This window comes from Brevibacillus nigriterrae (genome assembly GCF_049846925.1).
Lineage (GTDB): Bacteria > Bacillota > Bacilli > Brevibacillales > Brevibacillaceae > Brevibacillus_H.
In genome coordinates this window covers 156,751-171,245 of the sequence record NZ_JBNCMT010000007.1, presented here as the reverse complement: position 1 = coordinate 171,245, position 14,495 = coordinate 156,751, and the positions used below count along the sequence as shown (strand labels likewise).

Genomic DNA, 14,495 nt, shown 5'->3' with positions numbered 1-14,495 from the left:
GAATTCATATTGCTATCCATTATTTCAGCTTTGGTTGGCTTGAAATCTTCAGTTAACCAAATTTTTTGCTTGGTGAGAGAGCGGTTTCCACTATAATTCGCTTTTACTTCAAACAAATACTGTTTATTGTCCATCTTGAGTTGGCGCTCTGCATCATCAACAATGCTTCGAACGAGCGTCTCGTAAAGATAGAGTGGGCCGTTGTTTTCTGGCCAACCGCTTTGGAAACGGAAGCTTTTGTTCAGATGAGGTGTGAGCACGAAAACACCTTCATCATTACGTAAAATAATCTGCGTAATATTGCGCTGTTTGGAAGTCAGTGCAACTCGGTAATTTGTTGGTTTGGCATACCAAACTTGTACGTCATACTGCTGCGGAGTGGACCCTGTTTTCAATGTCAAAACTGCATTCGTTTTGTACCCTGTGATTTTGTCCAAGGTACCACCCAAATCCTCCACTACGTCTTCAGGTGTCTTCTGTCCAAAGCAACCTCCTGCGAAAACGGAAAAGACAAGTAGTAGCACTATCCATAAAGCTCCCCGTCTCATCGTTTAACCCTCCTCATCTGATTTCGACAAAGAGGGAAGCCCTGTCTATTTCCTAGGAAATTTGTCAGACCAAGTTCACCAATCGAGAATCGTGTCTGCTGAAACTAAAAAATGATCATAAGTTGACAACGATATCGCCGAATTGGATTTGGACTAACCTTTCCTGTTCACAACAGGTAGTCCCTCCTAATCTATGCGATATATACTTATGACCCTTCTCGTCCCAATATGCAGACAAGTTACACTTGTTCGATGATAACCTGTGCAACTGCGTATTCCCTGCTATGTGAAATGCTTACATGGATGTTTGTATGTAAATGATTCCGTAGTGTTACTTGTGGTTTTCCTTTCTCATCTGGCAAAATCACAATGTCATGAAAACATAGTTCAGCGCCGATCCCTGTCCCTAACGCTTTTGCAACAGCTTCCTTGGCTGCAAATCTGCCTGCGACAATTTCTGTGATCCGATGTGGGGATTTGTTTTCAATCAGTATTTTTTCATTAGGGGCCAACACACGATCGATGAAACCTTGTTTACGATGAAGAATATTATCTATGCGTTTTAATTCGACTATATCAATTCCGATACCCGTAATCATATTACAACGCCCTCATTTCAATCAGTTTCAAACTTGTCCTTTAAAAATTATACTTAACAATCCAGACAAAAAGTAACCCCCCATGAAACCATGGGGGGCGGCATTCAAATTACTCAGTTGGGTTATTTTGTTGCGAAGCACGAGCAGCAGATTGTTGGTTCTGACGTCGTACCTGGGCTACATTTGTTTCGCTAGCAAATTCAGTCGCATTTGCTTGCGTTTGCATGCGAGCAGCTTGGTTTGGTTGTTGTTTATTACGTTTTGCCATCGCTTGAGTCACCTCCTCGACATTGCTGACTATAATTTGTACAGCAACCCCGAGTGGTATCCATCCAGTTCCTTCCTGATTTCAGAACCTTTTGCAGGGAATACTACCCTTTGTGACAAATTAATTTGCTACTGAAATTCCTTGCCCCTCTGTAGTGTTCAATGGCAACTTGGCATTGGGGAGTTGTTCCAATATCTGTTTTACAAGCGGTTTACACTCCTGGTTAATGGAATAGTATACCCAGGCACCTTTTCTTGTTTCTTTTACAATTCCATGCGAGCGCAATTTTGCCAAATGTTGAGAAACGGACGGTTGAGATGCTTGTATATTCTCGACGAGGTCTCTAACACACATGGATTGTACATATAGTAAAGAAAGTATGGTCAATCGAGTTTTATCCCCTAGCAGCTTAAACAAATCAGCCATATACAATATTTGCATCATATCTGTAGGCTCCATCTTTATCCCGCCTCTCCGATCATATTCGCTAATCAGTATACTATACGATTCACGCTGTCTCAATAGATCGTTGGGATAGTCACACACAGATTATGCCTCACGCTGCTTCATTGTTGATATGATATTCTCCGCCGTTCTTGCCGCTAGTGCCATTACCGTGTTGGTGGGATTGCTGCCAGATGAGGTAACGAAGGTGCTTGCCCCAGCGATATACAAATTAGGTATATCGTGGCTTTGACCAAATTGATTCACAACCGATCGCTCAGGATCATCTCCCATACGACAACCTCCCATCAAGTGGGCTGTATCATCGATGACATGCTCCGTTTTCCCGCCCATCGCCTGGATGAGTTCATCCATCTGTGATATGGCATGGTTGATCAGCTTGATATCGTTGTCTCCATAACTGAACGATACTTGTGCACGAGGCATTCCATACTCGTCCTTTTCATCTGCAAGTGTCACTCTGTTCTCAGGATCAGGAAGCACTTCGCCTACCAGTGTGATTCTCGCATAATAATTATAGTCCAGCATTATTTCTCTCAGTTCGCTTCCCCACACCAGCTTGCTATCCTTCCGTTCTGTGGCAATCGCTGAAGCCATTGCTACAGGCCTCACTCCGTGAGCATTCAAGGTATACCCTCTAGCAAAACCACGATTAGGTTCGGTTTCGTAAAAGTGCTGAGTTAATGCGAGTACAGGCGTGCCTTTGTATAATCGAACTTCCTCTTCCAATTTTCCGTAAACGTCTTGGCTGCTGTGCGGCATGATTGCTTTGCCTACCCACCCACTTGAGTTGGCTAATCCATTCGGGAAATGATGGTTTGCCGAATGAAGCAACAGTCGTGGAGTTTCTACAACAAATCCAGCAAGCACAAACACTCTTGCCTTTTGTCTGTATTCCTGTCCATCATGATCAAAAACCACTGAGGTTACTTTGCTCCCATCCGTTTCGATTAAAGTCACCATACAGTCTGAAAGGATTTCAGCACCTTGTTCAATTGCTTTGGGAATATGATGAATCAGTCCACTATACTTGGCATTCGGCATACATCCTTGATTGCAAAAACCTCGATTGATGCACGGCGGGCGACCGTCGAACGGCGCTGACAGGATGGCCAGCGGGGCGACTGAGCTTTCGTAACCCAACTTTTCACATGCTTCTCGAAACAGAATGGAATTGGCACTGATTGGTTCCCGAACAGGATAGGGATATGGCCCTTTGAAGGCTCCCCAGGGAAAATGCTTGGGCCCTGATACGGCAATTTCACGCTCAATTTTTTCATAATAGGGAGCAAGGTCTTCATACCGTATGGGCCAGTCTTCTCCTACACCATCCAGCGTTCGGGTCATGAAGTCACTTTCATGGAATCGTAAAAACACACCGGTGAAATGGACTGTACCTCCACCAACTCCTCTGCCTGAGTTGTTCTTCCCCAGCTTCAGCGGATTTTTTCCATTGACGAGACGGGTATCCTGCCATCCCAGCTTTTGTGTAGCCAACTCATCACTTGCAAAGTCAGTCTGTGGATTCCAAAAGGGTCCTGCCTCGATCACAACGACTCGCAGGCCTGCTTTTGCCAGTTCATGAGCAATAACCCCACCTGCTGCCCCCGCGCCTACAATACAGACATCAGCCTCATCCCCATATTTGCGTTTGTCCAACTGCTTGGAGCGATATCCAAGATAATGATTGCTATGATGAGTTACTTGGTCATGATTCTCCATGTTGTTTCGCCTCCCATGGGTCTATTAATCCTTTCTCCACCCGGACATACCCCCGAGGATAAGCAGGACCACCATAACCAATATCGGACCATACAATTGGATGTGAATAGTACGCTTCAACCACATCGTGGAGTAACGCCTTGAAAAAATCAGGATAATCCTGACTCGTCACATTCAACACTTGTTCTTGTTGATCGGGAGCAAGTGAGACAAATCCGCTGCCGTACGAGCGGTGACTGATGAAGTCAATCCTCCCTAATCCATCCTTGATCAGCATTTTCTTCGGTAACACATTCACATTTCGTTGGCTCTCCCCAATCGGGCTGGCTAATGATTGATCCAGATGCTCCAAAACATAGGTAAGCACTTCCAAACGGTGATCATCCACAAGCACTTGGATCAACGTCTGCATAATCGTGCCTTCATCGTATGTAAAAAATTTGTGCAGGACTTGTGGGGTTTTGCGTTTCCGGACAATTTGCCTGGTATGCTCATCCCAAGCCTCGTGCTGGTTCCAAACATCATAACCGGGATACAGACTCTCTTTGGTCATTGGTCTACCCCCAATACAGCGCCAACAGCCCGACAGCGCCCATCGCTGAGATCATCAAGGGTAAAATGATTGGCGGCCCTACCAGGAAATTCTGGCTCTCTGAGAAGCCTCCAACTCGTTGCCTGATACCTGCCCCATGGAGGAATGCCCCATACACGCCTGCTGCGATTGATACCCACATGAGCACAGAAAACAGCGTGCGTACCCAAACGACCGGGTAAAAGACAAGGAAAAGGGAAATAACACCGTCAACCGGTGTCGCCAAAACGGGCAACCACATGGCCCAGCGCCTGAAATTTTGCCGGGAATGAAACAAGGTAACTTGAATAAACAGCAAAAGGAATGCCAGCCCCACAACAAGCAACAACATACGTTCAAGAGGCCATCCTGTCCACATACTGATTCCTCCGATGACTATCAAATTTAGACTTCCTGTTAATCAATTGTTTCCTATCTAGTTCAGGTTCCATACCTAGCCACATCTGCAAAAAATAAGCTCCTTCTTCAAAATGAAGAAGGAGCTTACAGAGGGAGCACTATCGTATTCCTATGCTCGCTAACCCGGATTTTGTCCAACGCCTTAAAGACGGCAATCAGTTGGATAAGTACGTGCACCCCAGTTGTTAGGTATGTCTAACAATTGGGGTGCAGTTCAACACGTTCTTTTCTTATCCAAAGCGCCCGGTGATATAATCTTCTGTTCGTTTGTCACAAGGGTTCTGGAAGATAACCGGGGTATTGTCGTACTCAACCAGATCACCGTTCAGGAAGAAGGCAGTTTTGTCGGAGATACGAGCTGCTTGTTGCATATTGTGCGTAACGATGACGATTGTATACTTGTCTTTCAATTGATCCAGCAATTCTTCGATCTTGGCAGTAGAGATGGGATCAAGAGCGGAAGTCGGTTCATCCATCAAGATGATGTGAGGACCTACCGCAAGTGCCCTAGCAATGCACAGGCGTTGCTGCTGCCCGCCAGACAACCCATAAGCAGGCTTCTTCAGCACATCTTTGACTTCGTCCCACAATGCAGCTGACTTCAGACTGCTTTCGACAATCTCATCTAATGAACTTCTATCCGTAATTCCATGCAACTTCGGCCCAAATGCTACATTTTCATAGATGCTTTTTGGAAACGGATTTGGCTGTTGGAAAACCATCCCGATATTTTTGCGCAGGATCTCTACATCAATTCCCTGCTCGTAAATATCCAATCCTGATACCTTGACGTTCCCCGTGATCCGCACGTTCTGGATCATGTCATTCATTCGGTTCATGGTACGTAAAAAGGTTGACTTACCACAGCCAGATGGGCCGATGAAAGCAGTAATGCTGTTCTCTTCTATATCAATATTGATGTTATTCAAGGCATGATGCTGTCCGTAGTACAAGTTAAGATCGCGAACTTCTATGATGCTCACAAGCGTAGCTCCTCTCACTTCGTTATCTATTTGAACTGGCTCGATTAGTAGCGTTTCTGATACTTGTTTCGCAGGTATACTGCCGTTGTATTCATGACGAGAAGAACAATCAAGAGAACGATGATACCGGCAGCAGCTACAGCTCTGAATTCATCCTGCGGCTTACTGGTCCAACTAAAAATCTGCATCGGTAAAACCGTAAACTGCGAAAACGGCGAGGTAGGAACAAAGGCAATAAACGTAACCGCCCCAACTACCAGCAAAGGAGCCGTCTCACCAATCGCACGAGAAAGGGACAGGATTAGCCCGGTCAAAATACTGGGAAAAGCCGCTGGAATCACAACTCTTCGAATCGTCTGCCATTTGGATGCGCCCAACGCATAGGATGCATTCCGCATATGCTGCGGGACACTGCGAATGGCTTCCTGTGAACTAACTACGATAATTGGCAGAACGAGTAATGCCATGGTTAACGCTCCTGCCAAAATGGTTTCGCCCATCATAAACATTTTTACAAATAACCCCAAACCCAAAATACCAAATACGATGGATGGAACACCTGCCAGGTTGTTGATGTTCACTTGAATCAGGTTGGTGAACCACCCTTTGGACGCATATTCCTCCAGGTACAGAGCCGTTCCGATCCCGAGAATAAAGGCGATGGGCGCAGTAATCCCGATGACCCACAAGCTGCCCATCAACGCCGAAAGCACTCCCGCTTTCTCAGGGTTACGAGAGGCAAAGCTGGAGAGGAACTGCCAATCTAACCAGCCCACCCCTTGTGAGAGTATTTGATACAGCAAAACTCCCAAAGCAACCACACCAAAAAGTGTAGCTGCCAAAAAGACAAACCTTGATAATTTATCAAAAAGCTTTCGCTTGAGTAGTCGTGTGTTAGCCATTAATACTCCTCCTTGAAGCGACGAGTAATCCACTGAGCCACAATGTTAATACCAAGCGTAAGAAGGAACAGAGTCATACCTACAGCAAAGATGGTTTGATATTCAACCGATCCATACTGGATGTCCCCACCACTTACTTGTACAATATAGGCCGTCATCGTCTGGATACTTTCTAATGGATTAGCCGTTAGCTTCGGTGTCGCACCTGCTGCAATCGTAACAATCATTGTCTCTCCAATCGCACGAGAAATCGCAAGAACAAAAGAAGCGATGATCCCGGAAAGACCTGCTGGAACAACTACTTTGGTTGCTACTTCGAGTTTGGTTGCACCGAGTGCATAGGCCGCATCACGCAAGGACCGTGGAACAGCTACCATTGCATCTTCACTTAGTGACGCAACCATTGGCAAAATCATAATTCCCACAACAATACTTGCACTTAACGCATTAAACATTCCTGCATCAGGAAAAATCTCACGAATAATTGGAGTGACAAATGTTAAAGCGAAATAACCGTACACAATCGTTGGAACACCAGCCAACACTTCCAATATTGGCTTAATCGTGCGACGTACCCGATCAGGAGCATATTCACTGAGATAGATAGCTGTCATTAAGCCAAATGGCAACGCAACCAAGCTTGCTCCTACCGTAATCAGGAACGATCCGCTCATTAACGCCATGATGCCGAAGTGTTGCGGTTCAAATAACGGAGTCCATTTCGTGTCTGTCAAAAAATCCAACAGTGACACATGCGAAAAAAATCCGATGGTTTCAACAAGCAATACCCCTACAATACCAATCGTGGTTAATACGGAGATAACCGCACAAATAATCAAAAACAGGCGAACACCAAATTCTCGATTATGTCTATTATTTTTCACGACAATTTGTTGTTTTTTCTCTACAAGGACGTCTTGTCTTAGAACTGCTGTTTGTCTACCCAACGTGAACGGTCCCCTTTCATGTGAAACTTACACTCAGGCATGCTGAGATGTGACGTCATCTCCTAGACGCCACATCCCTTTGGTGCCTGCCCTTATCTCAAGGAATTATTGAATTTGAGCCAAAGCTTCTTTGTATTTGTCATCAGTCAATGGAACATAGAATACTGATTTCACTAATTCTGGTGCTTGCTCGATATAGAACTTCACGAATTCTTTTACCTCAGGTTTTTGTAAAGACGCTTTGCTTACGTAAATAAAGAGAGGACGGGACAATGGTTTGTAAGAACCATCTTTAATTGTTTCAGTAGATGGGGAAACTGCTTTTCCATCAGCTTCGACAGGAATCAGTTTCAACTTGTCTTGGTTCTCTTCAAAATACGAGAATCCGAAATAGCCCAATGCGTTTTTGTCACCTGCGATACCTTGTACCAATACGTTGTCATCTTCGGAAGCAGTGTAATCAGAACGGCTAGCTTTTGCTTTCCCTACAACAGCCTCAGTGAAGTATTCGAATGTACCGGAATCAGTACCAGGGCCATACAACTTGATTTCTTCTGCTGGCCAGTCAGCACGAACGTCTTTCCATGTTTTCACTTTGCTTTCTGGTTCCCAGATTTTTTTCAACTCATCAACTGTTAATTTATCAACGAAAGCATTTTCTTTGTTGACTACGATAGAGATACCATCATAAGCAACTGGAAGTTCAACAAAATCAATTTTATTTTTAGCAGCATCTTCTTTTTCTTTATCTTTGATTGGACGAGAAGCATCACTGATGTCGATTTCGCCTACAACAAACTTTTTAAATCCGCCACCTGTACCAGATTGCCCTACAGTTACTTGTACATCTGGCTGTGCTTTTTGGAACTCTTCTGCTACAGCTTCAGAGATCGGGAATACAGTAGAAGAACCATCGATTTTAATGGATCCGCTCAATTTAGGAGCATCTGTTTTTGGTGCCTCTGTTTGAGCAGGTTGATTACCTGATTGTCCACCTTGTTGTGATTGAGCTGGTTGTTGCCCACAACCTGCCAGTACAGAACCTGCCATAGCAAGTACGAGCAATGCACTACCTAACTTTTTGTTCATGAGTAGAAAACCCTCCCCAATTTCTTTTTCGATATGTTGTTCTACAAGTACAAACTATACAGGTCGATTGTTGTTGTAATGTGTTGCGATTGTTAAGCTTTCTTAAAGATTCGGATTGGTTCCAATATGTTAAACATCTCTTAATTTCCTCTCAACATTTCCTTTACGTAACTTCGTTAGGATTAGGGCTATAGGCATTAATTGGGAGGAAAATCATGTTCATTCAAACTGTTCGTCGCCTTTTGCAACGTATCCACCAACAAGTCCATCTCAGTGTAAAAATTACGGTTCCTTTTCTTTTCATATTATTTTTCTCCGTGTCCACGATTGGCTGGTTGTTCTATTCACAATCAAAAGAGACGATCATGTCATTAGTAGAAACTCGCCTGCAATCAGAAACAAAGAAAATCTCAGAGAAAGTTACTTTAATGAAATACGCTTTAGCCTCCAACCCCAAACAGTATTCCAAACGACTTACCTTTGAATTGCGCCAGCAGCAAGCGGACATGGCTCTGCAAGGATTAACGATTAGTCAATTTGTTGTTGCCAAGGGTGAGTTTAAACCGATTGATAAAATTACAAAGGGAGATATCCCCTATCCGTCTGAAATTGCCCATTTAATAGAAGAGAAAAGAAATGGTGCAACGCACGTTGAATTAAACGGCCAAACATACACGCTTGCTTTCGCATTTTCACCAGAAGAAGGATACATATACGTCATTTCCGTAGCTCAAGAACAATACCTGGCCCCACTCCATCACACAGCAACCCTCATCCTGTTCGCTGTGATTGGCAGTCTGCTGCTGGCTCTCTTATTCGGGTGGTTCGTCGTACGCAGTATCACATCACCGTTCCAGTACCTCATTCAAGTAATGAAAAAAGTAAGCAGCGGCGATTTGACGCAGCGCTCCCACTTGGAAAACGAGGGGCCAGAGTTAAAGTGGATTGCTGTCAGCTTTAACTTCATGATTGATCAGATGTCCCAAATGATTATGGAAATCAAAAACATGATACGGGATATGCATGATGGTGGAACGGAAATGCAAATCTCAGCTGATAAGGCAAAGCAGCTTTCCTCTGAACTCTCACTTCACATTGAAGTGGTGAATAAAGGTGTAGAGCAGACCGCTTCTTCCACAGAAATTACAAATGCCGCCTTCACTCAAATGAAAGAAGCCATTGATCAGCTATTTATCAGAATTACCAACGTTGTCCACTCTAGCGAAAGCATGAAAGAAACGGCTGATCATGGTCAAAAGCAAATCGATCAAGTAACTACTGTCATGCGAGAATTCGCTGCAATTTTGTATAAACTGGATGAAAGGATGGCGGGACTCAATCAACACTCAATTTCGATTGGACAAGTCGTTGAAATGATTACACGCATTGCCAAGCAAACGAAGCTTCTTGCGTTGAACGCTTCGATTGAGGCTGCAAGAGCGGGTGAAACCGGACGGGGATTTGCCGTAGTGGCAAATGAAGTAGGAAAATTGGCAGACGAATCGGAGCAAGCAACAAAGGATATCACAAAACTGATTGAAGCCATTCAGACCGATACAAAAATCGTTTCAACAGATACCTCTCACGCCATCTGCTACTTGGAAGACAGTCAAGCAAGAATGGATCAGACAGAAAAGGCCTTTACTGACATGCATCAAAAAATGACAGTGACAAATGACCAAATGAATATTATGGCAGAAGGACTTGCTACGATCTCTTACGGACTTCAGGAAGTTGATAAAACAATTGAAACCTTCATGGCTATCGCTCAGCAAACGTTAAGCAGTACGGAGCACATGACGAAGGCTTCCATCGAACAACTGGAAGCAATTGAGAAATCAAAATCTCTCGTAGACAATATGATTCATCTCTCAGACCGCCTGGATTCGATTAGTGACCGGTTTACCCTGGATGAGGTGGAGCCCAAACAAAAAACTGTGGCTGATTAGGCCACAGTTTTTAAATAGTAAGCTCTAGAATGGTACGATTTTTACCTGGTCCATAGTAGTCAACTTCCACATGACTGTATCGGAAACCAAATGACTCCAATGCACGAATAGAAGGCGTATTATGCTCATTTACGGTTACCAGCACTTGACGCAAACGGGTGAACTGTCCAAGTGAGGCCAAGCGTGCAGCGATCAGTTGTTTACCGATTCCCTTTCCCCGAAACGCTTCGGCAACATTACTAAATAACAGCCATCCCCTCGTCTGATGCATATCAATTCCGGCACAGCTAAAACCGATCAGTTCCCCTTGATAAGTTGCTTTGAAAATAAGATCAGGGAACAGTTCAAAGTATTTTTTTAATTCATGCAGGTTCATCCGGTCTGGCATCGTCATATCTGCCAAACGAATCATGTCATGGAAATCTTCTCTTGTTGCCAACGAAATAAGTACTTCCATCGCAAGCAGCCCCCACTTTCCCATTCGTGTAGTTCCAGTGTATCAAGGGCATGTAAAGCTCCTGTTAGGCTTGCGTGAAAAAAACTTTAACAAAAAACGATTCTATTGTTCACGAGAAAATGGTTGGCTCGTATCCATATGACCCATTAAGGAATCAGTTGGCTTTCCATCTACCAGAATTCTGATCTGTTGAACTTCCGGAAATTGAAACAGGCTTTTGGTCAACGCCTCTATTGCAAAAGCTTCTCCGGAAGAACCAAGATTGTACTGGTTTGCACCCGAGGCGTCGACCGTCAACACGCCATCTTTCAAGAGTATGGAGTGATAGGTGAAATTCGCCCAAAGTGCTTCCTGTCCAGTCTTACCAGGTTGTCCTAGCAATGTTATCACTTGTTCGAACTTTTCTTTTTCGGAACGATATTCAATTTCTCTTTCTGCTTCCACCAGGGAAGTCAATTGGGTATCAGCGTAATAAACCTTCACCGCTTGCTTGGCTTTCGCTTCCTGATTTGGTTGCTGACCATTCGTCGTTGGATTTTGTGTATTCTCTACGGGTTTTGCATCGGTAGTTCCCGGATGTTGTACGGCAGGCGCAACTCCACACGCCGACGTCATTAGGATCACAAAGAACAAGATGCTGAGTCGGATCGCTTTCATACTGTCCCCCCTGCGTATCAGAAGTTATTGATAGGATTGATAATACTCTCGAATGGCATCTGCCAATGCTTCTGCCACCTTGGTCTGGAATTCAGGTGATACCAGCTTGCTGTTCTCAATTGAATTTGTCAAAAATCCGGTTTCAGTCAAAACAGCAGGCATTGTCGTCTGCTTGATTACGACAAAAGCAGCTGTTTGCACCCCTCGATCCGGGAATGCGGTAGCTTTGACCAAATGGCGATGAACCACCTGGGCGAACGCTTTGCTTTTTTCATGGAAGTAAAACGTCTCTGTACCTCGAGTTGTCGGTTTAAAGGAGTTGGCGTGAATGGAAATAAACAGGTCTGCCTCCATCTCATTTGCTATGCCTGCCCTGTCCTTCAGTTCGATAAACTCATCAGTCGACCTAGTAGCTACAACTTGAAATCTCTTATCTTTTGAGAGAATCTCAACCAGTTTGTTTGCTACACGCAAATTAAAATCTTTTTCCAGATTCCCAGCTACACCCTTTGCGCCCGGATCTTTTCCCCCGTGCCCCGCATCAACTACAACGAGGTAACCTGTCTTTCTCGGTACTGCGGTCAATTCAAATTGCAAATCATTTTGATCGGCAGTAAATGTATATTTACTTTTTTGTGATAGCTCGACAACCACTCGAACGGTGTAAGGCGAATCACTATATTGACTGTAGCGAATACTCTGAATCAAAGGAACTTCGGCACCGGTCTGTGCACGGGTTTCTTCAACTGCCGGAATTTCAATTGGAATATCATTTGGAATTCCCAACCAACTATTATCTTCCACTTCCTCATTCGGTTCATTTGATCCGTTGCTATCTTCATCAACGCCATCTTCTGAACTTGATCCGCCAATCTGCTCCTCTTTTACATGCTCAGAAAGCTTTGTTCCCGGCAAATCGATAACCAGCCGATGAGGTCCTTGCATTGTAAAATGTTGCGGGGTTACCGGCTTCGAAGTATGAAGGATCACTTTGTGGTCATCTACAACCGTATAACCTTCAAACTCCTGAAAATGCTCAACCACCAATTGATTTTCCTCATCGCTCCAAATAATTGGGCTATCAAGTACTTTCTCCAGATCAGCTAACGGTACGACGGTTTGCGAATCAATCATTTTCCCGGAAGAAACGGCGTTTTCATCAAACGCTACTCCTAGTTTCTGCAAAGTCGCCTTTACAGGAAGAAAGAGCGTTCCGTCAAGCTTGTACGTCGCAAGTGAGCCAGTCAAATCCTGACCATTGATATGTACCTTCACCTTTTGATTGGCGATCACTGTACGAGAGCGATCATCCCAACCAACGGTAGAACCGAGCGCCTCTCCCACGAAACGCAAAGGCAGCAGCATTCGTTGATGGATAAGCTGCGGAGGGGTATCCAGTTGGATTGCTTTGTTGTTTACAATTGCTTTTTTGCTGTTAAGTTGCAGCTTAATCGTTTGTTGCTCATGATTGATTACCGCAGTCTGGGTTGTCTGATCCCAGGATACGTCCGCTCCCATCTTTTCAGCAATGACTCGCACTGGCACCAACGTCCTGCCGTTCTTGATCACTGGCGGAACATCAGCCTGCACCTGTTCACCCTCAATAACTAAGTTAACCACATCTTCCGTTGACGACGATGCGGCAGATACAAAACTTGGTATCCACAACATCATGAACAATAAAACAAATACACCAATATAACGCTGTCTCATCTAGTTCCTCTCTTCCCTTGATGTTTTATATGAAATGGAATTGTCTTCATTTGTTGAATCATGCAGATTCTCTATTAATTTAGACGAAGCTTGTCCAAAAAAGTTACTTAGTTAAATGGAACTAAAAAACTCACCCAATCGTCGCCGAAAACGATGTCGGGTGAGTTCGAAGTCTTTTCATCACAATGTTAATAACGGACTTTCGATGGGAGCACTTTTTGCTTACCAGTTAATCCGCTTAATCCGCCGTTCGCCATGAACTGCTGAATCATTCCCATCACAGCAGGATTGCCCAATATTTTCATCGTTTCCTTGACTTTAGGATTATTAAGCTGGGGGATCACCCCTCCCAACTGGGGTAACAATGGCAAAAGATCTTCTATCGGCAGAGAAAGCTTTTGCTTTGGCTCATTCTCTACAACAACGGGAACAGTTTGCCGCCTCCTACCAAACAAGCCTCTGCGAGCAGAAGGACTCACCGGTTTTAATCGGGAAATGGAAGACCTCATCTCGTTCACGTTTTTTTGAACGGCAGCCAATTCTCTTAGCAACATTTCATTTTGACTCGCCATTTTTTCCATATTTGCTGAATGGGTATCTGCCATTTGAATCAGTAAACGGTTCATCTCAGCACGAGAATTGCTCTTGTTGTTACTCTGCTTTTTACCGATGATCATGCACCCCCTACTTTTTGAAACGTTTTTTAATTGCGTTGATATCACTGGAAGACATACCCTGCTTCGATAGCTTGTTCAGCAGGCTGCCTGCATTTTCATTACGTGCCATACTTTTAAATTTGCCGACGTATTCATTGAGTTCCGCATCTGTAAACGATTTGCCCGTCTTTTTTCCCACTTCTCGTATGACTTCTCTTAATCCTGCATCTGTTTTCAGCTTTTCTCTTGGAATGGAGTTAGCAATACTGAGTATCTTTCGTATATCCATGATTCTCCTCCTTTTTTTGCTTACCTATTCCATTTACTCTATGTTTGTTAGAGCTGGCTGGTATGGTCATTTGTAGGAGGTACACGAGCACAAAAATAAGAAAAGACTTCGTCCATTTCCGCTCTTTGGAAGCTCGAAAAGAAGATCATGAGTCCGTTCTTTCATTAGGTATCACTTCCAAGGAGACTCTGTTTCGCCCCCCCGACGTTTCAGTCCCCCGATGAGAGGGGATGTGAGGGGATGTGAGGGGATGTGAGGGG

The 14,495-nt window shown here is 44.3% G+C and carries 17 protein-coding genes; 1 reads left to right on the top strand and 16 read right to left on the bottom strand.

Annotated features, from left to right (window positions below):
* The 11 genes from ACPW7N_RS07630 to ACPW7N_RS07580 all read right to left on the bottom strand — a co-directional run.
* A partial coding sequence (locus ACPW7N_RS07630) for a LolA family protein (protein WP_425650444.1) occupies positions 1-548 on the bottom strand: 548 nt, incomplete at its 3' end.
* Positions 549-787: 239 nt separating this feature from the next.
* Positions 788-1,147 carry a holo-ACP synthase gene (gene acpS / locus ACPW7N_RS07625; protein ID WP_425650443.1) on the bottom strand — a complete coding sequence of 120 codons (360 nt, stop codon included), beginning with the start codon at positions 1,145-1,147 and terminating at the stop codon, positions 788-790.
* 109 nt (positions 1,148-1,256) lie between these two features.
* Positions 1,257-1,427, bottom strand: a complete 171-nt coding sequence (locus ACPW7N_RS07620) for a gamma-type small acid-soluble spore protein (RefSeq protein WP_425650442.1) — start codon at positions 1,425-1,427, stop codon at positions 1,257-1,259.
* A 108-nt stretch (positions 1,428-1,535) separates the two neighbouring features.
* The gene (locus tag ACPW7N_RS07615; RefSeq protein WP_425650441.1) at positions 1,536-1,874 is read right to left on the bottom strand and encodes an ArsR/SmtB family transcription factor; all 339 of its coding nucleotides are present in this window, start codon (positions 1,872-1,874) and stop codon (positions 1,536-1,538) included.
* 90 nt (positions 1,875-1,964) lie between these two features.
* A complete protein-coding gene (locus ACPW7N_RS07610) occupies positions 1,965-3,602 on the bottom strand; it encodes a GMC family oxidoreductase (protein WP_425650440.1) in 1,638 nt (545 codons plus the stop codon).
* On the bottom strand, positions 3,589-4,155 hold the full coding sequence (locus tag ACPW7N_RS07605) for a gluconate 2-dehydrogenase subunit 3 family protein (RefSeq protein WP_425650439.1): 567 nt from the start codon (positions 4,153-4,155) through the stop codon (positions 3,589-3,591). The genes ACPW7N_RS07610 and ACPW7N_RS07605 overlap by 14 nt, the downstream gene beginning before the upstream one ends.
* A gap of 4 nt (positions 4,156-4,159) precedes the next feature.
* Entirely contained in the window at positions 4,160-4,552 is a 393-nt protein-coding gene (locus tag ACPW7N_RS07600; protein ID WP_425650438.1) for a hypothetical protein, read from the bottom strand.
* A gap of 271 nt (positions 4,553-4,823) precedes the next feature.
* Positions 4,824-5,576, bottom strand: coding sequence for a phosphate ABC transporter ATP-binding protein PstB (pstB, locus tag ACPW7N_RS07595; RefSeq protein ID WP_425650437.1), 753 nt, complete (start codon positions 5,574-5,576; stop codon positions 4,824-4,826).
* A gap of 44 nt (positions 5,577-5,620) precedes the next feature.
* On the bottom strand, positions 5,621-6,478 hold the full coding sequence (gene pstA / locus ACPW7N_RS07590; protein ID WP_425650436.1) for a phosphate ABC transporter permease PstA: 858 nt from the start codon (positions 6,476-6,478) through the stop codon (positions 5,621-5,623).
* A complete protein-coding gene (gene pstC, locus ACPW7N_RS07585; protein ID WP_425650435.1) occupies positions 6,478-7,425 on the bottom strand; it encodes a phosphate ABC transporter permease subunit PstC in 948 nt (315 codons plus the stop codon). The genes pstA and pstC overlap by 1 nt, the downstream gene beginning before the upstream one ends.
* Positions 7,426-7,530: 105 nt before the next feature.
* Complete coding sequence (locus ACPW7N_RS07580) at positions 7,531-8,514, bottom strand: PstS family phosphate ABC transporter substrate-binding protein (protein WP_425650434.1); 984 nt, start codon at positions 8,512-8,514, stop codon at positions 7,531-7,533.
* 215 nt (positions 8,515-8,729) lie between these two features.
* Here ACPW7N_RS07580 and ACPW7N_RS07575 point away from each other — a divergent pair, with 215 nt between their 5' ends.
* Positions 8,730-10,463 carry a methyl-accepting chemotaxis protein gene (locus tag ACPW7N_RS07575; protein WP_425650433.1) on the top strand — a complete coding sequence of 578 codons (1,734 nt, stop codon included), beginning with the start codon at positions 8,730-8,732 and terminating at the stop codon, positions 10,461-10,463.
* A 10-nt stretch (positions 10,464-10,473) separates the two neighbouring features.
* On the opposite strand, the gene ACPW7N_RS07570 is transcribed toward ACPW7N_RS07575, so the two are convergent.
* The 5 genes from ACPW7N_RS07570 to ACPW7N_RS07550 form a co-directional block, all read right to left on the bottom strand.
* On the bottom strand, positions 10,474-10,920 hold the full coding sequence (locus tag ACPW7N_RS07570) for a GNAT family N-acetyltransferase (RefSeq protein ID WP_425650432.1): 447 nt from the start codon (positions 10,918-10,920) through the stop codon (positions 10,474-10,476).
* Between the two features lie 102 nt (positions 10,921-11,022).
* On the bottom strand, positions 11,023-11,577 hold the full coding sequence (locus ACPW7N_RS07565; protein WP_425650431.1) for a GerMN domain-containing protein: 555 nt from the start codon (positions 11,575-11,577) through the stop codon (positions 11,023-11,025).
* A gap of 24 nt (positions 11,578-11,601) precedes the next feature.
* Complete coding sequence (locus ACPW7N_RS07560; protein ID WP_425650430.1) at positions 11,602-13,290, bottom strand: N-acetylmuramoyl-L-alanine amidase; 1,689 nt, start codon at positions 13,288-13,290, stop codon at positions 11,602-11,604.
* A gap of 188 nt (positions 13,291-13,478) precedes the next feature.
* Complete coding sequence (locus ACPW7N_RS07555) at positions 13,479-13,967, bottom strand: hypothetical protein (RefSeq protein ID WP_425650429.1); 489 nt, start codon at positions 13,965-13,967, stop codon at positions 13,479-13,481.
* 7 nt (positions 13,968-13,974) lie between these two features.
* Entirely contained in the window at positions 13,975-14,235 is a 261-nt protein-coding gene (locus tag ACPW7N_RS07550; protein WP_425650428.1) for a hypothetical protein, read from the bottom strand.
* Between the last annotated feature and the right edge of the window lie 260 nt (positions 14,236-14,495).